This window comes from Pedobacter ghigonis (assembly GCF_903166585.1).
Classification (GTDB): domain Bacteria; phylum Bacteroidota; class Bacteroidia; order Sphingobacteriales; family Sphingobacteriaceae; genus Pedobacter; species Pedobacter ghigonis.
Genome location: NZ_CAESCM010000016.1, coordinates 1 through 24,915, shown reverse-complemented (window position 1 = coordinate 24,915; position 24,915 = coordinate 1). Strand labels below are relative to the sequence as shown.

Below are 24,915 nucleotides of genomic sequence, written 5' to 3'. Positions count from 1 at the left end.
TTTAATTGGTTAGATTTTCTTTTAATGTTCTGGTTTTACCATCTATGGTTATGGTAAGGTTAAGCAAGCCTTTTTCTAAGTCGTTATTTGCATTTTCCTTTAACGCTATTTGAGGTGCCTCTTTACTTTTATAAGGATAGAGTATTGTAATGAACGACTTTGTACTTCCGCTGGTTTTTTGTTGCTCAAAGGCAAAAGCAGTACGCGGTGTTTCTTTTTGGTACTCGTAAGAAACAAAACTTGCTTCTTCTTTCAGCTTTGTGTTTTTACTAAACGACTGTATCAATAGGTTGTTGCCATCTCCGTAGGTTGTATATACCCGGTTATTGCCCTTGTCGATTACAGGTTTATTATCTTCTTTCAGGTTAAAATGAATGTCTAGTTTGCCTGTATCACTGCCAATAGCCCTGTCTACGATAATAAAGTAGCTTTTATCTACAAACAGGAAACTGCGCTGGTGCTGCATGTTTTTGTAACCTGGATTATTGTAGGTTAAAACCTCGGGATTGCTGCCTGTTTTCCAGCTTTTGAGTTGAGCATTGTTTTCGATATTTTGATCGTTAAGCGTTAAGGTTTGGTGTGCTTTAGTGCTGCGGTACCAGTCTCTTTTACTGTTTTCCTGGTTGCCCACATTGGCATAAATAAAGCTTCCGGCATCGGGCGTAAAATTACGGCCATTAACCCAAAGTACAAAGTTGCCATTATCGGGATGTGAATGGAATTCGGCCGGAGGACCTGCTTTAATTTGCATTACGGTAGCTTTTTGGTCCCAGCCATTTCTAAAAGTATAGAAACCCGTGTTTTTCAGTGCGCTTGATAAATAGGCAGGCTGGCGGCCCGATTTACCATCGGTAGCAAAATAGGCGATTTCTGCATTGTCAGGGAAAACTTCAGCCCAGGCCTGGTAATTTTTCATCATCTGTGCTTTGTTGGTGATAAACGAATTGCCATACAAGGGGAAGGTATAGTCGGGAAATGAAAATTTTGGTACAGCAGTGCACATTTTCTCTACCAGATCGCGGTAACTTTTAGGAAATTCGTTCGCTATTCCTGCGTCGCTGGCCATTTTTAAGGCACGTAAAAATGTACCAATGGTTCCGATGTGATAGGACGGCGACAATTCGAACTGCATACCATCGGGGTAAACCTGCTTTGTAATTTCTGCATTTAATACGCTTATGCCACTGTTGCGCCAGGTACTCGCCTGTGTAAATTCAGGGAAACTGGTGCCTGCCAAAAGCAAATGCTCTGCTTCGTACAGGCGGTGATTGCCTATATCGGTATAGTTGGCCATCACATAATTGGCTTGTTCGTTATAGGAGTTTAAAAATGTCAATAGAAATTGAGGCGTAAAATTTGGCGAATTGATAAACTGGTTAAAGAAAGTTGCCCAATTGTTTAACCTAAACGAAACAACAAAAGCTTTCCAGGCATAGTCTTTATCATCGGCATAAGCGCCCTGTTTGTTCTTTTTAATCCAGTCTTGCACTTCTAAAATCCATTCTTTGGCGTAACGTTCATCGCCTGTGGTTAAATAAACGGTGCCCAGCGATTCCCAAAAGGTTGTGCGGTGTAAAAAAGTGGTCAGTAACTGGTCTTTAACCGGGCGGTACTGCCAGTTAATGTCTTTTCCATAGTCAAAAGTGCCGTAACCTTTGTGTGGTTTAAATTTATGCAATAGAATATCATCGGCAAGCTGCTGCGCATTGGCACTTACCTTTTTGGTAGTTTGCTCAGGGCTTAAAGCCACTTTACGTTTGCGGAAATAAGCCAGCAATTGTGCAGCCGCTTTTTCATAATCACTTTTGGCAACAGCTTTGGCTACATTTTCCAATCCGGGATAGGACAGGTTTATGCTACTGAAGCTATTGCTGTTTATAGGTTGCTCCTGAGCATGTAAAACAAATGCCGGGAGACAAAAAATACAGGCCGTTAACAAAAAATTCTTTAGCATCATGTTTAGGGTTAATTAACCTTTAATTTTTTTATAGCGATTTAATGCCTCCAGGTAATAGTAATCGGCATAATCCAGTGGTGTATCTATTTCAGAGTTGTACAAAAATGCTCCAACACTATGTTTCAATATAAAATATTGGTTTTCTCCTGGCTTGGCCAAATAAGCGTCAGAAGATAGTGTTTTCAAAATATCTTCGGCATAGTTAAAATATTTTTGGCCGTCTTTTACTTGCGTGCTTAAATCGAGCAGGGCCGAGGCAATTACAGCAGCGGCAGAAGCATCGCGGGGAGCTGCACCATCGGTATCCAAATCGTCGGCGTTGTGTACATCCAGATCCCATGCCGGAATCTTATCTTTCTGCAGGCTGGGATGGTTCATTATAAATTTGGCAATGTTTTCGGCCTGTGTTAAAAAAGCCGGGTTTTTGCTGTTTTTATAACACATGGTATAACCATATAATCCCCAGGCTTGTCCGCGTGCCCAGGCCGATTCGTCTGTTAAACCCTGATGAGTAGCTTTTTTTAATATTTTTCCTGTTGCTGCATCATAATCTACCACATGGTAAGAACTAAAATCTTTTCGGTAATGGTTTTTCATGGTTGTGGTAGCATGGGTATTGGCTATGGTAGCGTAATTGGGCATGTTAAATGTTTTGGCACCCCAATATAAATATTCGAGGTTCATCATGTTATCGATAATAACAGGGTAGTGCCACCAGGCGAAATCCCACGAACGGATTACCCCAACTTTAGGGTTAAATCTCGCTGCAAGGTGTTTTGCACCGTCGGCTAATGCCGGTAAATAGGTTTTATCGCCAGTTAGCCTGAAAGCATTGCCATATGAGCAGTAGAGCATAAAACCTAAATCGTGTGTATTGGTAATGTTGCGGATAGAATCGAGCGCCAGTGTAAATCTTTTTGCTTCCTCTGCCAGATGCTCATCACCGGTAAGCTCATATCCGTACCATAAACTACCCGGAAAAAATCCGGTGGTCCAATCGGTTATGCCGGCAATTCTTACCGTTCCGTTCGGGTTAATCGAACGGGGATTTTGACCAGGTTTATAGGTTTGACTGGCTCTGTTCAGCTGAAATGCAATCACATCAGTAGTTCTTTTTAACCAGCTTGCCGGTGGATCATTTTGTATGGGTTTAGCATAACCGTTTAATAAGAGTGTAGTTGCCAGTACTATTAAGCAAAAAGCTTTTTTCATTGTGTTAAGGTTTGAATCTTTGATAATTGTTTTATAATTGTGAAATTAGGGGCATCCGGAGACAAACACTTTTGATTATATCCATAAATATTTTGAATTTGATTAAAAGTCATTTTTATATGCTGTTTAGTGCCTCATAAGGAAATAGTGGCTTTTTTGAACGGTATTGTGGAAGTGGTTAACCAATGTTAAAATATTTTAAGCCGAAACCTAAGGCATCAATGCGCACTACGTTTTATTTTTAACCCGGATTAAAAAGGACAGCCTTAAACAAAAACAAAAAGACTAAAACCTCAAACAAATGATAACTTTAAACAATACCAACATGGACCAATCTTATGCCATTGGAATTGATGTTGGCGGCTCTTCGCTCAAATGCGGAGTGGTAAACCAGCAGGGAGAAATTTTATATTCCACACTGATTTCGCTAAAAAAAGCTAAAACACAAGGTGCAATTATTGCGCTTATTGTAGAGGCGATCCAAACCTGCGCCGCAAAAGTTAAACACCCTATCTTAGGTGTTGGAATCGGATTTCCGGGAACGATATACAACAATAAGATTATCGCCGGAGCCGACAATTTACCTGGCTTTAAGCAATTGGCCCTGGGCGAAATTCTGCAAGATGTAACCCGTTATAACATTATCATGGATAATGATGCCAATTTGATGGGGCTTGGCGAAATGAGCTATGGTGCTGCTAAAGATTGTAGCGACGTAGTTTTCCTTACCGTTGGTACAGGGATAGGGGGGGCTGTAATGATTGATAATAAGTTGTATGGCGGGTTTAGAAACAGAGGGACAGAATTAGGCCATATTATTGTGCAACACAACGGTTTAGCCTGTGCATGTGGCGCTAAAGGATGTTTGGAAGCTTATGCTTCGGTAACTGCCTTGTTGAAACATTACCAGTTTATTCACCCGGGCATACCCGAAACAGACGAAGTTGATGGCAGGTACATTATAGAAAAGTACCTGGCAGGCGAAGAGTACGCGGTAAAGGCAATGGAGCTGCACTTCGATTACCTGGCTACAGGTATTACCAGCTTTATCAACATCTTTAGTCCCGAAAAAATTGTAATTGGTGGTGGTATAAGTGAAGCTGGTGCCTTTTATACCAGAGAGATAGAACGGAGAATTAAAACATTAGCCGTTCCGGTTGCATCAGTTAATGCATTGGTTGTACCAGCTAAACTAGGTAACAAAGCTGGGTTGTTGGGCTGTGCTGCTAACGTCTTTCAAAAATTTAAAGCTTTTGATTACGCTGTCAAATAATGATAGTGTTTGGAAAAATTGTTCCTTAAGGCTCAGTTATATATTGTGACAACTTTTTCTGTGGCAAAAAAACGGTCACAAAAAAAGTTGCCACACATTTGTGAGCAAATTTTAACGGGCAGAAATAAGTGCCACAATGGAAAAGTTAAACATTGCATAAATTTTATTCAGATCAGAGAATGAAACATTTCAAATGTTAATGCTTACAAGGCCAGATAATTTGCACTAATTGTTTTTCCGTAAGTATATACTTCTCATTGGGATTTTGGCTTTTCCATTTACGGTTTGTGAGTCACGGTCACCTATAATTAGTGAATCTTTAGTTAATCTTATTATTTCTGATGTTCTTTGTGCTTCTTTGTCAGAGCCTATAAAAAAAACTCTATTTCGAAACCATTTAGTTGCTGTAGAATCGTAAGCTTTAATTAGGTATGGTTCTGGAATAAAATCCTTGGAGCCAGATACAAAATATTTAAAATAAGTAAGTTCGCGTAAATCTTCAGTCTTAGAATTATCTGCAAATCCCTGTTTCTTTACCAGTATCCATTCTCCCCTCAATTTACTTCTAACACTTTTAGTTTCATTACTATCATATACCATTGCAGAAGCAATATGTCTATAATGTGTAATCAGGAGTAATATTAAAATGATCAACAGTGAATAAATTATGTTTTTAGTGGTTTTCATATTTGGTTTTATTTTGTATGTTATTTTGAAAACTCAACAACTCCATATATTATATAGACATATGATTTCAAATCTATAATTTGTATTTTAATTTCTAGTCGGTGTTAAAATGAAAGCAATTTTGTGAGCGCAGAGGCTACCAGTATGATGTGTTATTTATCAATTACGTAGTGGAATTTTTTGCCTCCTTGTACTAAGGTCATTTCATGCTTTTCTCTGTCGAATTGCAATAATACATCGTACAGCTCGCGTTTAAACTCATTTTTACTCACAGCATCAAGTGAAAAGGCTGGCTGGCCGCTAGCCTGCGCCACGAGGGTAGTTCCTGATTTGGTGATCGTAATTTTTAAGGGCAAGTCATTGCTGGTGTATTTGCCTACTAATGGGTCAAGTTCTTCCGCTTTAATTTCTACAGTTTTAAATAGCGGTACCAAATAAGGTTTGTTGTAATAGGCATTTAGTAAAGCGAGTATAATATCATTCAATTTGTAATCCATGCCATTGGTGGTAACCGCAAAAGACATTCCGTCTTCAGGAACGGTGTACATCGCACTATAACTTCCGTAAGTGCCTCCATTATGTCCTATTAGTACTTTTTCGTAAAAGAACGATTTAAATAATCCCATTCCAGTTCCGTCCTTCTGGAAAGTTTTCATTTTGTCGTAACTTTCTGCGCTCACTAATTTACCTGAGGTAAGCGCATTGATAAAAATAATAAGATCTTGTGGGGTAGAAAGGACATCGCCTACAGCTACTACATTTGGAAAATAGATGTCTTTTACCGGCTTCCATTCACCGGCAAAAGTATATGGCCTGGCTTCAAGTTTCTGGCTGTTATTTACTGTGCCCGAAATGGTGTTTTTAAGTCCGATTTTATCAGCTATTCTTTTTTTCAGGGCTGCAGGATAAGTTTTTCCGGTAATCTTTTCGATAATATATCCCAGTAGCAGGTAACCGCCATTAGAATATTGGTGTTTAGTACCTGGTTCGAAATGCGGTTTAACCTTTTCAATTTTTTCGAGTAACTCCGTTTTGCTATGGGGATCTGCTATCCATTGCCGGTTTTCATTAACATGATCGGCCAGGCCGCTGCTGTGGTTTAACAGATTTGCAATGGTGATTTGTGTTGCATTTGGCATTTCGGGAAAGAAATTGGATAATTTGGTATCCAGGGTTAATTTCTTTTCCTCTATTAACTGAAAAATCATCACGGCGGTAAAGGTTTTGGTAATAGAGCCGATACGATATTGGGTTTCTGCTGTAGCAGTAACCTTTTTATCTCCCTCAATCTGGCTATTGCCGATAATGTTTTGATAAACAGGCTTACCATTTTTAGAAATGATAAAACTCCCCATTGTTTTATTGTGCTTCAACAGTGCATTGAAAACGCTATCTAATTTGGCCTTGTCAATTTGTTGAGCGATCGAATTTGTAGAAAAAAGCAGGAAATTGAACAGAAGTAGCAGGAGACAAGCGTTAATTTTTTTCATCGGAATGCAATTTGAGTTTTAATAGTAACAGATCTATAATGTTACAATAATAGTGCTTTTCTTCTTTTTATTTGAAATGATTATTTAGCACCATATACTCAATTGAACTTCTATTGTAGCCAAATAGTCCTCGTTTGTAACGAGGATTATCGAGCCATGCATTTATAATGTATATTAAATATGCTTCAATCCTATCCGAAAAACACCAGTTTTTTCTGTTTTGTAGTATTTATATGGCTGCTTATTTTAATAAAAAGTAGTTCGTTGTTTTCTGTTTTTGAAATGAAAAGCAGTTAATCTGCGGTTTTTAAGCTGTATTAGCCAAATTTGATAGTATTTTAAACAAATTTGAAACTCCGTTTTTATATCGATTGCTAAATTCGTTTCTGTCGATTTAACCCAATGTGGCAGATTGCTGATCACTGCCAGGCAGGAAAAAATCAGTAAACACGATTGAAGGTGTTTGGCAGAATTTATACGATAACCAACAAACTAAAATAACTAACCAAAAATGGCAGGAGATCATGAAAAAACTGAAGATATCGCCTTAATTTTCTTAACAGATAAAATAAGGCGGTGGCAATTTAACAAAGGAATTACCAAATTATGCTGATAAACTAACCTGCGCTTTCAACACATTATTTCCAACTAACCAAAACCAAAATGAAAAGGATTATAATACTAATAGGCTTACTCTGCTTTTTTAAGGGATTACATGCACAAAATGTAGTTACCATAAAGGGAGTAGTAAGAGATGTATCCAACCAGCCAATTCCGGGGGCTACAATTACTGAAAAGGGAACTAAAAATATCACAGTCTCTTCTAACTTCGGTACTTATCAAATCAATGTGAAAACCGATGCTGTATTGGTTTTTAGTTATTTGGGTACGAAAACTGTCGAGCAAAAAATAAACGGACGTACTTCGATAGACGTAAAATTACAAGACGATGTAAACAACCTCAATGATGTGGTGGTTATTGGTTATGGACAAACCGTTCAGCGTAAAGATTTAACCGGAGCAATAGCTTCTTTAAAAGGTAGCGAGATTGCAAAAACACCTGTAGCAAACGTTGCCCAGGCCTTACAGGGGCGTATGGCCGGTGTACAGGTAACCATGCCAAGTGGCGATCCGGGTTCAACACCACAAATTAAAATACGCGGTGGTTCATCTATTACCCAGAGTAACGAACCGCTCTATGTGGTAGATGGTGTGCCTCAAACCGATGGTCTGGCGTTTTTAGATCCAACGGATATTGAATCTGTTGATGTAATGAAAGATGCTGCGTCGACAGCAGTTTATGGTGCCAGGGGAGCCAATGGGGTAATTCTGATCACCACAAAACAATCAAAGGGCGGCAAAACTACCATCAGTTATGATGGTTATGCAGGTGTACAAAAAGCACCTAAGTTTTTGTCAGTGTTAAGCCCGTATGAGTACATGTTGTATATCTACGAAAACTCTACAAGGGATGCAACCCGGGCACAAAAATTCTTAACCACTTTCGGCACCTTCGAATCGCTTGCCAGCAATTACGGCAATAGGGAAGGGATTAACTGGCAGGATGAAATATTTGGCGGAACAGCTTCAAGCCAGTACCATAAAATTGGTATAAACGGCGGCAGCGGCGATACGAAGTATAACTTATTCTATTCCCATAATATTAACGATGGTTTAATGCTTAACAGTGGTGCAAACCGTGATATTGCTAAATTAACGGTAACCAACAGCCCAAGCAAAAAAGTAAAACTGAACGGGATTGTTAATTATTCCAATCAGAAAATATATGGTTCGGGTGGTACACAGGAAGGTGGTAATGCGCGGTTGAGCATGTTACAAACCTTACTGCAATACCGTCCGGTAAATTTGCCAAATGTTTCGGATGTAGGGCTGATTGATGATGTTTTAGACCCTTTGGATGATGCAGGCAATCCAGCTTTTCAAAGCCCCATTGTAACGGTAAATACCCGTTTGCGCGATCAGCGCATTCGTTCGCTCAACGCCAACGCTACAGCCAGATATGCCATTAGTAATAAATTTACTTACAATGGTTTGGTAGGCTTCACCAATACCTCAAGGGTTGATAAAACTTTTAACGATTCGGAATCCATTACTGCCATTAGAAATAAAGGAGCCTCAGGAGGCATAACCACTACTTTCAATAACCGGTTTAACTATAACAATACGCTTACCTATGCCGATGTTTATGGCAAAGACCATAAGTTCGACATTACTGTAGGTCAGGAGTATATTTATAACTATTCGGAAAGTGTAAGCGCGGGCGCTACTAATTTTCCTAATGTAAATAGTGGCTGGAATAATCTGGGCTTAGGTACTGTTGCGGGTTTCCCTTCGTCGTTTGCAGAAGAAGATAAGCTATTGTCGTTTTTTACCAGGGCCAATTACAGCTACAAGGGCAGATATATTCTTGCCGGAACCTTAAGGGCTGATGGTTCATCCAAATTTGGAGAAGAGAACAGATGGGGGTATTTCCCTTCGGGATCTTTTGCATGGAAAGTAACCGAAGAAAACTTTATGAAATCGCTAAACTTCTTGTCAGATTTGAAACTGAGGGCCAGTTACGGTACTTCAGGTAATAACCGAATTGCCAATTATGCGGCTTTGGGTATTTTTACTTCTGGTCAGTACGCTTCAAATACCAGTATTTTACCTACTGTATTTCAAAATAGTTTAGCCAATCCATTTCTTAAATGGGAAGCCGTTAAAGCTACCAATATCGGTTTGGATATCGGTTTGTTGAAACAACGCATTGCTTTGACGGTTGATTGGTTCGATAACCGCTCGAAAGACTTGTTGTACAATACCCGGATCCCGGCAAGCGCTGGCTTTACCCGTCAGTTTCAGAATATCGGATCTACATCGAGCAGGGGCGTAGAGTTTACTTTAAATACCGTAAACATCAAAAAAAGCGACTTTAACTGGAGTACCAATTTCAATATTACCTTCAATAAAACTAAAGTGCTGAAATTAAGCGATGGCGAAAATTCGCTAATGACCAGTAGCTACAACAATAGCTACCAGGATTATATTTTACAGGTAGGACAGCCCGTAGGTAGTATGTTTGGCTATCAGCAGGATGGACTTTACCAGGTAAGCGATTTCAATTACGATGCCACCGCAAAAACGTACAGCTTAAAACAAGGTGTGGTGCAGGATGCCATTGCCGTACAGCCCGGCTATATTAAATTTAAAGACCTTAATGGCGACGGAAAAATTACCGATGCCGACCGTACCATCATTGGTAATGCAAACCCTAAATTTTCGGGTGGTATTAACAATACCTTTGCTTACAAGGGTTTCGATCTGAGCATATTCCTGAATTTTACACAAGGCAATAAAATTTTTAACGCCAATGTTAAGAATAACCTGGCCATTGCCAGCGACTTTAGTAACAACCTGGCTTTTCAGGCCGACAGGTGGAGGACTATCAACGCTGCAGGGCAGGTAGTTACCGATCCGGCAGAACTAACAGCACTTAACCAGGGTAAAAATTCAGTAGCGTCTATATTGGGCAATACCAGCGGCCGCATGTACGACAGTGTGATTGAAGATGGTTCCTTTCTGAGAATAAGCAATGTAAACCTGGGTTATACTTTCCCGAAAAGATGGCTTGAGAAGGTTAAAATAGCCAACGCCAGAATATATGTTACCGCATATAACCTCCATGTATTTACCAATTACTCGGGCTATGATCCGGAGGTTAGTGTGGTGGATAATGCACTTACACCGGGTGTAGATTTTAGTGCCTACCCAAGACCGCGATCATTTGTAGCGGGAATTAATCTCTCTCTATAACCAAAATTATATTCCGTTATGAAAATATTAACATCAAAAATAAAAAAATCTGCCATAGCAGCGGCGTTATTGGCAGTGTCGTTTACCTCATGTAAAAAAGCTACAGAGGCTACCCCTTATTCCTATTTTACTACCGCCAATTTTTTTAGCACGGTAGATGAGGCTCAACTGGCCACTACAGGCGTTTACGAAATCATGAAATATCCTTCCACTTACGCCTGGTATGTGCCGCTTATTTACGATAACGATTCGGATATTCAGTTTATCAGTGATGGTGTTACGCCCGACTGGCGAATTATTCCACATTACCTGGGAATTCCTGAAACCCCGTTTTTATACGAAACCTGGAGCGCTTACTACAATGGTATCGACAGGGCAAACCTGGTAATAGACCGGATTCCAAAAATGGATTTGTACAATAACGGCAGCACCGAGCAAAAAACAGCGCTGAACAGGATGCTGGGCGAAGCTAAATTTTTACGTGGGTTCTACTACTCAGAACTGGTGAGGTTATGGGGCGATGTGCCTTTTAAACTTAAAAATTCAGAAACAGGCGATGATTTTAAACTGCCTTTAACTGATCGCTACCAGATTTATACCCAGATTATTAAAGATATGCAGGAAGGAGCCGATTTGCTGCCTGCTACATTACCAACTGACGAACGCATCAATAAATACGGTGCCAAAGCCGTGTTGGCGAGGGTTGCTTTGGCCGCTGGAGGCTTCTCGTTAAGGGCCGACGGAACCATGCAACGACCTGCCGCTTATAAAGATTATTACAAACTGGCGCAAACCCAAATTAACGATGTAATTGGCTCCGGCTTGTATGCCCTAAACCCCGATTATTCGATGGTTTTCAAAAATCAAAGCATACAGAAGTTCGAACCAAAAGAAAGTCTTTTCGAAGCTGGGGTTTATACACCTACGTTGGCCACTACCAATCAATCCAGTTACGGAACATTTAATGCGCCACAAACAGCCAGCAGTGCCACTTCACCTTATGGTAGTACACAAAACCGTTGCTTTGTAACCAAAACTTTTTACGATACCTTTAAAGATGGCGATTTAAGAAGGGATTTTTCGATTGCGAAATACAGCATTGATGCTACAGGTAACAGGCTAAGTTTGCTTACCAACAATCGGATATGGGCACCAGCCAAATGGAGCAGGGAATACCAGAACAATTCTAATTTGGAAAGGGTAAATACCAATATCAATACGGTACTCATGCGTTATTCGGATGTGTTGCTGATGCGGGCTGAGGTAGAAAATGAATTAAACGGAGGACCTAATGCTTTGGCTTACGATGCAATTAATACCGTACGTCGCCGTGCATATGGCCAGGCGCTGGGCGGAAGCAGGGTAACAGTAACACTTACAAATGGTGGTACAGGTTACACAACCATACCTGTAATTAAATTTACCGGTGGTGGCGGTACCGATGCTTCTGCAGTGGCTACCATTAGTGCTGGCAAAATAACGGCCATAACCATGCTGAATAATGGCTTTGCTTATACATCAGCCCCTTCAATAAGCATTACCAATACCGGTACAAGCACCGGTACTGGTGCGGTAGCTACCGTTACTTTAATGGCTCCTGCTACGGGTGTAGATTTGCCTGCTGCTTTAAATCAATCTGCTTTCTTTCAGGCAGTGCAGGATGAACGGGCCTGGGAATTGTGCTTTGAAGGTACACGGAAGGCCGATCTCATCAGATGGAATTTGTTAGGCGATAAAATTAAAGCAACCCAAGCCGCATTAAAGGTAATTAATACAGTTTATCCGTATAATGCTGCAAATAATTTTGTTGCCGGTAAACACGAATTATATCCAATTCCACAAAACGAAAGAGATGTAAACAGTGGCATTACCAGAAATAATCCCAAATACTAATTAGTTAATCAAAATGAAGCGGTTATCTCTGAAGAGAAAGATTGATCGTAAGTGATGTTATGAGATAACCCGCTTCATTAGGTTCCGTATATTGATCCTATGAAATTCATCCTCGCATACCTAAGCCTTTTCATTTGCCTGCAAACGGTATCTGCGCAGCAGCAAACGCGTCCTAATATTCTCCTCATCATGACCGATCAGCAAACGGCAGAGGCCATGAGTATTGCCGGTAATAAGGATCTGAACACCCCGGCTATGGATAAGCTGGCCAAAAATGGTGTGCGCTTTACCAGGGCTTATTGCGCACAGCCTTTGTGCACGCCTTCCCGTACAGCCATTTTTAGTGGTAAAATGCCTTTCGAAACAGGTTTTGTAGGTAACGCAACCGAAAAAGACGGGCAGTGGCCGGATAGTCTGCTCATGATGGGTAAAATATTTCAGCAGGATGGATATCAAACCGGTTATGTGGGGAAGTGGCATTTGCCCGTACCTACCAAAAAAGTAAGCCAGCATGGCTTTGCCTACATCGAAAACACTAATTTTTTAGATTATAACGATGGGGCTACCCCCTCATTTTGCGCACGTTTTATTAAAGAGAATAAAGAAAAACCATTTTTGCTGGTGGCATCGTTCCTCAATCCGCATGATATTTGCGAATGGGCCCGCGATGAAGATTTGAAAATGGATGTGCTGGAAAAAGCACCACCGGCCGATCAATGCCCTGCATTGCCGGCTAACTGGCAAATTCCGGCCAGCGAGCCTCAAATTGTACGCGATCAGCAAAAAACTGTTGGTTTACGTACCTATCCATCGGTAAACTACACACCCGAAAAATGGCGACAATACCGCTGGGCCTATAACCGCCTGGTCGAAAAAGTAGATCAGTACATTGAACAGGTACTCTATTCGCTTAAAAAATATGGCGTAGAAAAAAATACCATTATCATTTTTACTGCCGACCACGGCGATGGTTATGCCGGCCATAGCTGGAACCAGAAACAAATTTTGTACGAAGAGGCAGCCAAGGTTCCTTTTATTATTGCTAAAATGGACGGCTCGCTGAAAACAGGTACCGACGATATGTTGGTGTGCAACGGTACAGATATAATCCCCACCATCTGTGGTTTAACCGGTGTGCAGAAGCCTGCCTATTTAAAAGGTATGGATATTAGCAAAAGATTAAACAATCCGGCTAAAAATCTCCGCGATACCCTGGTTATTGAAACTGATTTTGCCGACAACGAACAACTGCTTGGCATTAACGGACGCGCCGTAATTACCAAAGATTTTAAATATATAGTGTACAATAAGGGCGAGATTAAAGAACAATTATTTAATTTAACCAATGATCCTGGTGAGATTAAAAATCTGGCCGTTGATAAGGCTTATAAAAAGAAACTGATTGCTATGCGTAACTACCTTAAACAATGGTGCAAAAGCAATGGAGATAATTTTATAGTACTTTAGATCATTGATGCTCGGAACGAGGCCATTTGGGTTCGGAACGAGGTCATTGATGTTCGGAACGAGATCATCGGGGTTCGGAACGAGGTCATTGGTGTTCTGAACGAGGTCGCTGGGGTTCGGAACGAGGTCGCTGGAGTTCAGAACGAGATCGTCGGGGTTCGGAACGAGGTCATTGGGGTTCAGTTTGGAGTTTGGAGTCCGAAGTCTGGAGTCCGAGGTCGGAAGCTTGGGAGGAGAAAAGATGGAAGGTGTAAAATGGACGATGGAGTGAAACACCCCAGCTTTGTGCCCTCTGCGTCTTTTTCCTCTGTGCGCTTTGTGGTTAAAAGGAAAGCCAGATGTAGGGAGTTTGGTAGGAGAAAAGATGGAAGGTGTAAAAATGGACGATGGAATGGCCTCCCAGCTCTGTGCTCTCTGCGTCTTTTTCCTTTGTGCGCTTTGTGGTTAAAAGGAAAGTCGGAGGTAATGATAAATGTTTAAATTTATGCAGCAAAGCTAAATATATGCTTTTCGAAATAGGGCACCAGATATGTTGAAGAAGAACAATTACAGGATGATTAATAAGATGAAATATCAGGTTAGAAAAGGCTGTCTATGGTTTTACGCTGCATTACTACCCCTTTTTTTATTTTCGCAAGCTGCCCTCGCACAGGTAGATGGCCGGCATTTCAGGAACATTTCTGTCGATAAAGGCCTGTCGCAAAGTACCGTTTTTTCTATTAAACAAGATAGCCTGGGTTTTATCTGGATGGCCACTCAGGATGGCTTAAACCGTTATGATAGTAAAGGTTTTAAAGTTTATCGCCCGGTTGATGGCGAGAAGAATGGCCTGCAATCACATTATATCCGTTGCCTCTTTGTCGATCATAAAGGAGTAATGTGGATTGGCGGCAACCAGGGCGTTAGCCGTTATAATTACGCTTCCGATGATTTTGTAAATTATAAGCTGCCGGGAAGCCTGGGCGAGTGGTATATCTCGTCGATTACCGAAGATACTGCACATAGTATCTGGGCAACCACCATAACAGGGAGTGTATTTAAGCTTACCGCTGGTGATGCGCAGTTTAAACCGGTTAATTTTGATGCACTCGAGCATGGCATAAAAAAGATCACTTACATCAGTGCATGGAATAAAAATATGTTAATTGGTACCGATGTTGGCCTTTTCGAATTTAACGGACAAGGCCGCCGGCTTAAAAAGTTAAATTTAGGTGTAGATAAACCTGCTATCAACGATGTAAATATCGACGGTAGAAATTTGTGGGCGGCAACAGAAGGTAACGGACTCATTAAATACGAAACCCCAAATGGTAAGCTTACTTTTTTTACACACCAATCTGCCCAAAATAGCATTGCCGATAACAATGTAAGGTGTATCGGAAAAGATGAAGCAGGTAACTTCTGGCTGGGTACATTTAAGGGCTTATCAATTCTGAACCCCAATACCAATACTTTAGAAAATTATTTTCATCAGATTTCGCAACCTTACACCATTAGTCAGAATTCAGTACGTTGTTTTTTTAAAGACCGGCAGAATGGTATTTGGTTGGGCACATTTTATGGCGGGGTTAACTATTACCATAAAAACGATATCAAATTCAACCTGTTGAGTCAAAATACAGGCCGGTTATCTTTAAACGATGAGGTAATCAGTGTAATTAAGGAAGATTCGAAAGGTAATTTTTGGATCGGTACCAACGATAAAGGTTTAAATTACTGGAACAGGGCTGCGGGTACCATCAGTTATTTTACAAGTAGCGAAAACAACGCCAACAGTTTAAGTTCGAACAACATTAAAGCCATTGCTTTTGATGATAATCAGAATTTGCTGGTGGGAATGCATAACGGTGGTTTTAATATTTTAAATCCCGCCACAGGAAATGTAAAAAGATACCGCCACAACGAGCAGGATCCGAATAGTATAGCAGGCGATTTGGTTTATGGCATATTGAAAGATTATAAAAGCAGGATCTGGATCGGAACCCGCTCGGGCCTCGATCAGTTTAATCCCCAAAGCCAGACATTTACCCACATCCATTTAGATAGGGCAGGTAAACGCCCCGCTTCTGATGATATTACCTATCTTTTCGAAGACAGTAAACACCGGGTCTGGATTGGTACAACCAATGGTATTACACTTTTCTATCCCGATAACATGCTGTTTGATAACGAACTCGCCAGGCTGTTGCGCGAAGAGGTGATTAGCTGCATTACAGAAGATAAGCAGGGTAGGGTGTGGATTGGCTCGCGCGAAGGGCTAATTTTGTATCAGGAGGCTAAACAAACATTTGTAACCTATAAAAACCGTAACGACTTTGTAAAAGGTACCATTTATGGTTTACAGCCCGATAATGAGGGTAATTTGTGGATTTCTACCAACAGAGGGCTCATTCGCTACAATCCCGATACCAAAACAACACAGGCTTTTGATGAAAGCGACGGACTGCAGAATAATCAGTTTAACGATTATGCCTTTTGCAAAGCCCGCGATGGCATGTTGTTGTTTGGAGGTATTAAAGGCCTTTCTTATTTCTACCCTTCGAGCATTAAGCAGCAGCAGCTACCCTTAAAATTAACTTTTACAGGCTTAGCCGTTTTTAACAAGAATGTAACCAGCGGCGATGATACCAAAATACTCGACAATCATATCGATCAAAGTGCCGAACTCAAATTTTCTGCCGAGTATAAACAGTTTACCATTCATTTCAATACCTTCAACTACATCTCTGCCAACCGAACCCGCTATTTGTATAAATTAGATGGTTTAGATAAAGACTGGCAAAGTACCGAAGATTTAAAAATAACGTATAACAACCTGAAAGCAGGCAGCTATAATTTTTTGATTAAAGCTGTAGGACCAAACGGCGAAAACAGTGCCGTTCGAGCGTTAAAAATTGTCATTTCTCCGCCCTGGTACAATGCAGGCTGGTTTTATTTGCTCCTCCTGGCCATGGCTGCTACCGGTAGCTATATCGGATACCGGATTATTTCTGAAAGGATTAAAGCCTTACAACAGCTTAAACTGGAGCGGGTTGATAAAGAACGCGTTCGTTACATTAACCAGGTAAAAATGGATTTCTTTACCAATGTTTCGCACGAATTGAGAACCCCGCTTACCCTGATCCTGGCACCACTGGAAGAGCTGATTAAAAAGCCTTCGGAAGATAAGCTCGTAACAAAACGGCACGAAATGATGCTGATTAACGCCAGACGCTTGTATAACCTGGTCGATCAGTTATTCGAATTCAGGAAAACAGAAACAGGTACAAGGAAACTCAAAGTGGGTAAAAGCGATATTGTTAGCTTTATCCACGAAATTTACGAGTCGTTTAAGCCGCTCTCAGAAAAGAACCAGATACAGTACACCTATTACTCAACCGAGGCTAAATTATCTTTCTATTTCGATAATGATGCCATGGAGAAGATCTTGTTTAATCTGCTGTCTAATGCATTTAAATACACGCAGGCATATAACAAAATCAATGTCGAGTTGGCTACACAAAACAATTTTGCCATTATAACGGTAACCGATACCGGTGTGGGGATTGCAGCCGATGATATTGCAAAGGTTTTCGATCGTTTTTACCAGGTTAATAATCAGGAAATGAATTTAGGCTCGGGCGTTGGTCTGGCTTTTACCAAACGCCTGGTAGAACTTCACCACGGAACGATAAAGGCTGAAAGTGAGCTTGGAAAGGGCAGCCGTTTTACCATTGCCATTCCGATGGATGATGCGGTTTATAATGATGATGTGCGGACAGAAACTACCCGTTATGAACTTTCGATCGTAACAGATGAAGAAGCCCTGGCAGAAAATAACGAGATTTATGCCGATCAGACTTTAACAAACGATCCTGCCGAAAACGAAGGGCAAAGAAGCCGCTTGCTCCTGGTTGATGACAACAAGGAAATTTTAGACTACCTGCAGGATTATTTTAAAGAAAGTTATGATATCACCACGGCTTTTGATGGTAAAATGGCACTGGATATTCTGGAGAAAGAACAGTTTGATTTGGTAGTGAGTGATGTGATGATGCCTGAACTGGATGGCTTGCATTTTTGCAAAAGGTTGAAGCAGAATATCAATACTTCGCATATTCCGGTGGTGCTGTTAACCGCTAAAACGGAAGTAAGCCAGCAAATTAAAGGCCTTGAAGTGGGGGCCGACGATTACATTACCAAACCCTTTTCGGTAGATATGCTGGGGGCTAAAATAGCCAGCTTATTAAAATCGCGCAAACGTTTAAAAGAATATTACAGCGGAAGCAAAGAGGTAGTACCCCAAAATTTAGCCTTTAACACACTTGATGAAGAGTTTTTAAAAGAAGCGATTGAGATTGTAGAAAAATACCTGGCCGATTCTGACTTTTCTGTAGATAAATTTAGCCGGGAGATAGGCATGAGCCGTTCAAATCTTTATTTAAAGTTTAAAGCCATAACCGGCGAGTCGGCAACCGATTTTATCAAAAGGATCAGGTTTAATAAAGCCATCGAACTGATGCAGAGCAAGCGCTATACCATTGCACAGATTACCTACATGTGTGGTTTTAATTCGCCCTCTTATTTTTCTACCGCATTTAAGCAGTATTATGGTTGTATGCCTAGCGAATACTTCGAAAAGAATAGTTAAGCAAAAATAGATCGGAAGAAACGTTTGATTATCCTTTTTTGGCGGTCATTTGGTTCACTATTTTCCATATAAGGCGTGTAAGTACATTTAGGCTTTATGTGGTCTTATATTGCTTATATGGTTAAAAAGTACCTTTTACGAATCACGGGCCATAAAACAAAAAAGCCTCGATTTTCATCAAGGCTTTTAGTTCGATTTTTGTTGTTGTATGGAGGGCAGGAGATTCTTTGAGTACCTTTCAGCCTTTCTTGAGGTGTTAAAAAGGAATTTTGGGAAAAAAAGCCGCAAAAAGAAGTTTAAGACTTTAATAAAAAAGTAAAGTTTTGGTGTTCTGAAAATCTTTCCTTCTGATGGTTAGGGAGATTTTTAGAACACTCATTTTAAATTAATTTGGCTAGTTAAACTCAAGTTTATTTTTTGTTCTAAATATAAAATTAACGTTTGATTGGGAGTTATCCTTTCGCTGCTTCATTCGAAATGAGGTCAAACAGCAACGAATTTGATCTATTATTGCTATTTTGCAAGGCTATATTTGCCCTCAATGAAATTAACATTATTAACTCTCCTATTCATCCTAAATTTATGTGCATTTAGTGTGTTGGCAGATACCTTCGTTGTGATTAACAATAATGACAGTGGGACCGGAAGTTTACGCGAAGCGCTAATAAAAGCAAATACAAATCCTGGCAACGATCTGATTTCTTTCAACATCAGTGGTAATACAGAAGATTCCAGAACAATTACGCTATTATCTCAGCTTCCCGTGATTACCGAAGGACTAACAATTGATGGTACTACTCAGCCTGGAAACCCATTCGGAAGGAGTAAGGCAAAAATTATCATACAACCCGCTCCGAACATTACACCTCAAAATTTATTTGTGATTAAAAATGTAGACGGCATTTCTTTTTATGGCTTATATGTGAGAGATTTTAGGGGTACATTACCATTAACAACTTTTCAGGCCGCTTTCATTTATGCCGAGAATGTAAAAAACCTTCAGATTGGAGCCCCAGATAAAGGCAACGTGATCACTAACTGTGGACAACTGATCATAACATCTGATTATGCGATTCCCAATGGACAGGTTCAGCTCGACCTGGGTATTGAAAATATGAAAATCAAATCGAATTTTATCGGTTTTGAACCAGATGGCAAATCTGTGCGGTCATCACCTGCAGGACTCTCAGGCGGGGCATGGCTAGTGCTCTCTAAAGGTACTTTCGAGATTGGCGGAGACGACGACTCCGAACGCAACTATTTCGCCAATTCGGCGAACTATTTTAGGATGTTTTATAGCCAAAGCAGGTCTCGTTTTTACGAGATGAACTTTGTAGTTAAAAATAACTATTTCGATTTCGATATTGATGGCGAACCCCGGCCATTAATATCCTCCGAAATAAATGATCAATACCTGGTTCTATATCAGCATTTTACAGGCGACTTATATCCCCCATTACCAGGATCGGCCACGATCTTGAATAATAAATCGCTAAGCAGGAATTCGGTACAAATGTATAACCTCACAGGACCAATCAAATTTCAGGGGAATCAGTTTCTACCTCATCCAAACGTTATCTACAATAACTACAATGCACATATCCGTTTAACTTCTGCTGATGCTGTGCTACTTGGAGGAGAACAACCCAAAGAACCCAACACGATATACAATATGCGTGTTTTAATCTCTTCTACCAAGTCGGCCATAGCAACACAAAACAGCATTTATTGTAACATCGCAAGTAAGGATCAGGATGTACTCCTCGTTAGCGACGATAAATTGCCAAAGGTGAGTATTACCAGCGAAACCAGTACCTTGGTAAGCGGTACAGCAACACCAGGAGCCAAAGTAGAGCTTTTTTATGACGACGATTGCATCACCTGTCATCCACAAACTTATTTTAAAACGGTAGTGGCCGATGCCAATGGAAACTGGTCTCAAAGCGGTAATTTCTCTAAAGGAATTATTGCTTCAGCAACATATAATAATTTCACGTCAGCATATACCAGGTTTATTTTTAACTATAATTTGAAAGTAAAACCCGCTACCTGCAATGAAAGTAATGGTTCCATAAGCGGTTTGAATGTAGAAAATGCCATCAATTTTTCCTGGACAAATGAACGAAATGAAGAGGTAGGCACCACTCAAGATATTAGTGGTTTAAAACCTGGTAAATATAAATTAACCATTAAAAACATCAGTTGTTCCAAAACATCAGATGAAATAGAAATCAGGGATTTAACCCCCCGCATTAACGATAGATATTTTACGAAAATCGAGCCGAGCTGTAGCAAATTAGGCGCAATCAATAATCTGATTTTGCCCTACGAATATGAATATACACTTTCTTGGACCAACCAACTCGGCGAAAAAGTATCTGGCCAGCTAAATCCACAAAATTTACCTTCAGGTAGTTACATGCTTAGCATTAAATACAAAGAAGAGTGCGAGGTCAGGTACGGACCAGTCATATTGCAAAGCACCGTAAATCCTTCAGTGTTAACCGAGGCAGATGTGAAAGTAGAAAACACCATTTGCAATAAAAGCACAGGATCTGTTAGTGGTTTAAAGGTATCTGGTGCATCAAACATTACCTACAAGTGGATTGATGACATGGGCAAAACCGTTGGAACAAGTCTGTCACTTACCAACGTTGGCGCAGGCAAATATTTTCTCGAAATTAAAAATCCAACAGATTGCAGTGTGGTGTATTCATCAAAGTTCGATGTATTGGAATCGAATGGTATTCTGTTGAATAGCGATGCAATCAAGATTACTAAATCAAGCTGTAGTTTGCAAAATGGTGGTATCGAAGGGATAACTGTTGATGGGGCAACCACTTTCAGGTGGTTAAATGAAAAAGATGAAACTGTTTCCAGCCAGTTATTATTAAACCAAATGCCGGCCGGTAAATACAAACTGGAAGTTGCTAATGGTTTTTGTACTAAAACAACCCCGTATTACGAGATCCTCCAGCTTCCAGGTCTTATTGATGTCAGTATTTTTAAGTTTAATGCCCGTCATGCCAGTTGCGGACTCAAAAATGGCGCTATCGAAGCAGTAGTTAACCAAACTGGCTATTTACCCAAATCCTATTACTGGGCCAATGATCAGGGAGCTATTCTCCGAAATGAAAACAACATCAGTGGTTTAGCTCCCGGGCGGTACAGTCTTTTTGGTGTTGATGAAAATAACTGTGTAGTATTAATCGGAACTCAGGAGATTATTGCAGTTAAACCGCTACTGATTGAAGATAGCGATATTGAAAACAATGCAGCTACGTGCCAGCAAAGCAACGGGAGCATTTCGGGCATCACCATAAGCGGCGGTACACGTCCTTACGCTTACCAGTGGTTCGATAGTGATCATCAACTGGTGGGTCAAAATCTGAATATAGCATTGCTAAAAGCGGGGAGCTACGAATTAAAGGTTACCGATGCTAATCTATGTACAATGATCACGAAAAGTTTTGTTATCACTGAGCGTTCACTTTCGGTTAATGTCCCTGTTATCACGCCAGTTACACTGTGTTCGGCAGCAGAGGCTCAAATCATTATCAATAACTTTGAAACTGACAGTGAGTACCGCTTGTATAATAGCCAGTACGCGGTTGAACCTATTCGTATCATTACTGATCAAAAATTCACTCAGTTTTTAGCGCCCGATAAATCATTTTATTTAAGTAAAAGAACCGGAAGCTGTGAAAGCGAACGGGTAGCGGTTGAGGTTCATTTTGGAATGTTGGCTACTGCAATTCCCAGTGGATTTACGCCTAATGGTGATAATCAAAACGATAAATGGGAAATTAAAGGTATTGAAAACTATCCAAACGCCAGGGTACAGATTTTCACCAGAGCAGGCACCAGAATATTTGAATCCGTGGGTTACAAAACTGCTTTCGATGGAACCTACAAAAATACACCACTTGGTGTGGGCGTATATTACTACACCATCAACTTTGGTTCTGATTGTAAACAAATTAGCGGTAGTTTAATGCTCATTCGCTGATCCCTCTTATGCAATCACCTACGAAGCGAATGCTAGTCTGAATTTTTGTATTTAGTTACAAGAAATTATAAAATCCAAAACGACAGGTGAATTCTAAACGAGTCAACAAAAGCTCTAAAACTATTCAATTCCAATGTTGTAGTACTGGAAACCGTAATTTTGGCTTATAATTTCTTTACATTTTCTCTACTGGCTGGTGTCTACACCTGCCAGCTTTTAGTTATCTTTTTCGGTGGGTGAGGCACCAACCCATAGATTGCGGATATTTGAAGCCTGTTTAACGAAATAGATATAAAACACAAAAGCCTCGATTTTCATCAAGGCTCTTCGTTCGATTTTTGTTGTTGTACTCGGGGCGGGAATCGAACCCGCACGCCTTTGAAAGCACAGGATTTTAAGTCCTGCGTGTCTACCAGTTCCACCACCCGAGCATTAGCCGCTACCGATCTCCATCGGCTTGGTTAACTTTAAAATAAATGCCTTCGGTTAGGAAGGCATTTGGAGCGAAAGACGAGATTCGAACTCGCGACCCCGACCTTGGCAAGGTCGTGCTCTACCAACTGAGCTACTTTCGCAATTGAATACTGATGTGTTGTATTCCGTTGGGGTTGCAAATATAGAAATATAAATATCACTTTCAAAAATAATTTTATTTTTTTTTGTGCTAATAGACAAGCTGAGGGGCTTTTTGCACTAAAATACCATGGACAAACCACTATGTTTTGTTCTCTTTTTTAATGCAAAATTTAAAGATTATCAATGAGTTAAAAGCTGGTTGAACAGTCGGGAATGTATGGGCTTATCAGGCTTGAAAAAAAATGAAATTATTTTTTCTACCCGGTAAAAAGAACCGAAAAATTGCCCGGTTGTTTAGCGCTCCTGCAGCAATTGGTAGTTTTTTGAGTAATATTGGTGCCTTTGAATGATCAATATCTGTTAAAAAAAACTAAAATAAATTAACCAGCCATGAAATACCATACCGTTCTTAAAGCCTTTTGTGATTTAAGCCCCGATGAACTTTATCAGATTATGCGGCTTCGGATTGAGGTTTTTGTAATCGAACAGCAGTGTTTTTATCAGGATGCCGATAATAAAGATCAGCATTGCCATCATTTAATGCTTTTGAAAGATAAGGAACTGGTGGCTTATGCGAGAATTGTTCCGGCCGGACTTTCTTTCGAGGAAGCTTCTATCGGAAGGGTGATTACCAGCGCCCAGGTAAGGGGTACGGGAGCAGGGAAAATATTAATGGAAGCAGCTATTAAAACTTCCCGAGAACTTTTTGGCAATGTTCCGATTCGCATTGGTGCCCAAACCTATGCCAAAGCATTTTATGCGTCGCTGGGTTTTGAAGCATCGGGTAGTGAGTTTATGGAAGATGGAATACCGCACATTGAAATGGTGGCTAAACCGCTTTAAAAGCATTTGCTTAGCCGGTGATGTACTTTACTGTTAATATGCCTTATAGAGAGAAAGATGCTCCAATCCGGTAAAATATTTATGGGCTGCAATAGGGTATATCCCTTTATATAATTAGTATTTTTATTTATGCTTATCTGTTGCTGCTACGGTAGTAAACCTGATGATGAAGTTTAATTAATAGCTAAAAATATGGCAAAGAATAAATTACTACGAATGGACAATGTGGGCATTGTTGTAGAATCATTGGATAATGCGATCTCTTTTTTTTCCGAATTAGGCCTTAAGCTCGAAGGGCGGGGTATGGTAGAGGGCGAATGGGCAGGTAATGTTACCGGGCTGGGGTCTCAACGTGTTGAGATCGCAATGATGGTTACTCCTGATGGTCACAGCAGGCTTGAAATTTCGCGGTTTCTTAGTCCGCCTACTATTGCTGATCACCGCACTGCTCCTGTAAACGCGCTTGGTTACCTACGCATTATGTTCACTGTTGAGGATATTGATGAAGTAGTTTCCAGACTCATTAAACATGGTGCTGAGCTGGTTGGCGAGATCGTGCAGTACGAAAATTCTTATCGCCTTTGCTACATGCGTGGAACTGAAGGAATACTCATAGGCCTGGCTGAACAGCTGGGTAATAAATAAGCTATTGCCTACAGGCTGGTGTCCGCACCTGCCAGCTTCAGGTTATCTGTTTCGGTTGGTGAGACACCAACCGATAGGCCACCGATATTTGAATGTTATTCAGGCCCGGCGAAAATCTGTTCGATGCACCTACTGGCTGGTGTCCGCATCTGCTAGTTTTAAGTTATCTGTTTCGGTCGGTGAAACACCAACCGATAGGCACAGATATTTGAGTGTTCTTGGATCAAGCGGAAAAGTTGGGGGTGATGGAATAATTTGTTTCTTTTGTATCTTATAGCAATTACAAATTCCCTTGAATCAGGCCGAACAAACCCTTATCAGTTTTTTATTACCAGAAGGCATTCTGGATTATTTCGAAATACTCAAAGTCGAAAAAGAGCCAAAAGAGCTTCAGATCTATCTTGAAGAAAAGAATAT

12 protein-coding genes and 2 tRNA genes are annotated in these 24,915 nt (G+C 40.5%); 8 read left to right on the top strand and 6 right to left on the bottom strand.

From position 1 onward, the window contains the following. Position 1: 1 nt before the first annotated feature. Together hepC and HWV58_RS20055 are read right to left on the bottom strand one after the other, a co-directional pair. Complete coding sequence (gene hepC / locus HWV58_RS20060) at positions 2-1,957, bottom strand: heparin-sulfate lyase HepC (protein WP_235972779.1); 1,956 nt, start codon at positions 1,955-1,957, stop codon at positions 2-4. Between the two features lie 12 nt (positions 1,958-1,969). Then, positions 1,970-3,169, bottom strand: coding sequence for a glycoside hydrolase family 88 protein (locus tag HWV58_RS20055; RefSeq protein WP_175635794.1), 1,200 nt, complete (start codon positions 3,167-3,169; stop codon positions 1,970-1,972). Between the two features lie 301 nt (positions 3,170-3,470). Between HWV58_RS20055 and HWV58_RS20050 the strand changes: the two genes are divergently transcribed. Further along, positions 3,471-4,442, top strand: a complete 972-nt coding sequence (locus HWV58_RS20050; RefSeq protein WP_235972778.1) for an ROK family protein — start codon at positions 3,471-3,473, stop codon at positions 4,440-4,442. Between the two features lie 225 nt (positions 4,443-4,667). Here HWV58_RS20050 and HWV58_RS20045 read toward each other — a convergent pair whose 3' ends face one another. Further along, on the bottom strand, positions 4,668-5,129 hold the full coding sequence (locus HWV58_RS20045; protein WP_175635793.1) for a hypothetical protein: 462 nt from the start codon (positions 5,127-5,129) through the stop codon (positions 4,668-4,670). A gap of 152 nt (positions 5,130-5,281) precedes the next feature. Next, positions 5,282-6,619, bottom strand: coding sequence for a serine hydrolase domain-containing protein (locus HWV58_RS20040; protein ID WP_175635792.1), 1,338 nt, complete (start codon positions 6,617-6,619; stop codon positions 5,282-5,284). Positions 6,620-7,282: 663 nt separating this feature from the next. Between HWV58_RS20040 and HWV58_RS20035 the strand changes: the two genes are divergently transcribed. The 5 genes from HWV58_RS20035 to HWV58_RS20015 all read left to right on the top strand — a co-directional run bounded on the left by HWV58_RS20035 (position 7,283) and on the right by HWV58_RS20015 (position 22,434). Continuing rightward, positions 7,283-10,435: a SusC/RagA family TonB-linked outer membrane protein gene (locus HWV58_RS20035; protein WP_175635791.1), complete on the top strand. Its 3,153-nt coding sequence runs from the start codon at positions 7,283-7,285 to the stop codon at positions 10,433-10,435. Between the two features lie 18 nt (positions 10,436-10,453). Then, on the top strand, positions 10,454-12,328 hold the full coding sequence (locus HWV58_RS20030) for a RagB/SusD family nutrient uptake outer membrane protein (protein WP_175635790.1): 1,875 nt from the start codon (positions 10,454-10,456) through the stop codon (positions 12,326-12,328). Between the two features lie 99 nt (positions 12,329-12,427). Further along, on the top strand, positions 12,428-13,795 hold the full coding sequence (locus HWV58_RS20025; RefSeq protein WP_175635789.1) for a sulfatase family protein: 1,368 nt from the start codon (positions 12,428-12,430) through the stop codon (positions 13,793-13,795). A gap of 529 nt (positions 13,796-14,324) precedes the next feature. Next, the gene (locus HWV58_RS20020) at positions 14,325-18,425 is read left to right on the top strand and encodes a hybrid sensor histidine kinase/response regulator transcription factor (protein WP_235972777.1); all 4,101 of its coding nucleotides are present in this window, start codon (positions 14,325-14,327) and stop codon (positions 18,423-18,425) included. A 541-nt stretch (positions 18,426-18,966) separates the two neighbouring features. Continuing rightward, the gene (locus tag HWV58_RS20015; RefSeq protein WP_175635788.1) at positions 18,967-22,434 is read left to right on the top strand and encodes a T9SS type B sorting domain-containing protein; all 3,468 of its coding nucleotides are present in this window, start codon (positions 18,967-18,969) and stop codon (positions 22,432-22,434) included. 347 nt (positions 22,435-22,781) lie between these two features. Here the strand turns inward: HWV58_RS20015 and HWV58_RS20010 are convergent. Together HWV58_RS20010 and HWV58_RS20005 are read right to left on the bottom strand one after the other, a co-directional pair. Further along, positions 22,782-22,865, bottom strand: a tRNA-Leu gene (locus tag HWV58_RS20010). Positions 22,866-22,933: 68 nt separating this feature from the next. Then, a tRNA-Gly gene (locus HWV58_RS20005) sits at positions 22,934-23,009 on the bottom strand. Between the two features lie 391 nt (positions 23,010-23,400). Here HWV58_RS20005 and HWV58_RS20000 point away from each other — a divergent pair. Continuing rightward, complete coding sequence (locus tag HWV58_RS20000; RefSeq protein WP_175635787.1) at positions 23,401-23,853, top strand: GNAT family N-acetyltransferase; 453 nt, start codon at positions 23,401-23,403, stop codon at positions 23,851-23,853. A 192-nt stretch (positions 23,854-24,045) separates the two neighbouring features. Further along, positions 24,046-24,498 (top strand): VOC family protein, encoded by a 453-nt coding sequence (locus HWV58_RS19995; protein WP_175635786.1) that lies wholly within the window; start codon positions 24,046-24,048, stop codon positions 24,496-24,498. Positions 24,499-24,915 lie beyond the last annotated feature (417 nt).

What these genes read in the sequence shown, in the direction of transcription:
- hepC (WP_235972779.1), bottom strand. Translation starts at nt 1,957, where the DNA reads ATGATGCTAAAGAATTTTTTGTTAACGGCCTGTATTTTTTGTCTCCCG.
- HWV58_RS20055 (WP_175635794.1), bottom strand. Translation starts at nt 3,169, where the DNA reads ATGAAAAAAGCTTTTTGCTTAATAGTACTGGCAACTACACTCTTATTA.
- HWV58_RS20050 (WP_235972778.1), top strand. Translation starts at nt 3,471, where the DNA reads ATGATAACTTTAAACAATACCAACATGGACCAATCTTATGCCATTGGA.
- HWV58_RS20045 (WP_175635793.1), bottom strand. Translation starts at nt 5,129, where the DNA reads ATGAAAACCACTAAAAACATAATTTATTCACTGTTGATCATTTTAATA.
- HWV58_RS20040 (WP_175635792.1), bottom strand. Translation starts at nt 6,619, where the DNA reads ATGAAAAAAATTAACGCTTGTCTCCTGCTACTTCTGTTCAATTTCCTG.
- HWV58_RS20035 (WP_175635791.1), top strand. Translation starts at nt 7,283, where the DNA reads ATGAAAAGGATTATAATACTAATAGGCTTACTCTGCTTTTTTAAGGGA.
- HWV58_RS20030 (WP_175635790.1), top strand. Translation starts at nt 10,454, where the DNA reads ATGAAAATATTAACATCAAAAATAAAAAAATCTGCCATAGCAGCGGCG.
- HWV58_RS20025 (WP_175635789.1), top strand. Translation starts at nt 12,428, where the DNA reads ATGAAATTCATCCTCGCATACCTAAGCCTTTTCATTTGCCTGCAAACG.
- HWV58_RS20020 (WP_235972777.1), top strand. Translation starts at nt 14,325, where the DNA reads ATGTTGAAGAAGAACAATTACAGGATGATTAATAAGATGAAATATCAG.
- HWV58_RS20015 (WP_175635788.1), top strand. Translation starts at nt 18,967, where the DNA reads ATGAAATTAACATTATTAACTCTCCTATTCATCCTAAATTTATGTGCA.
- HWV58_RS20000 (WP_175635787.1), top strand. Translation starts at nt 23,401, where the DNA reads ATGAAATACCATACCGTTCTTAAAGCCTTTTGTGATTTAAGCCCCGAT.
- HWV58_RS19995 (WP_175635786.1), top strand. Translation starts at nt 24,046, where the DNA reads ATGGCAAAGAATAAATTACTACGAATGGACAATGTGGGCATTGTTGTA.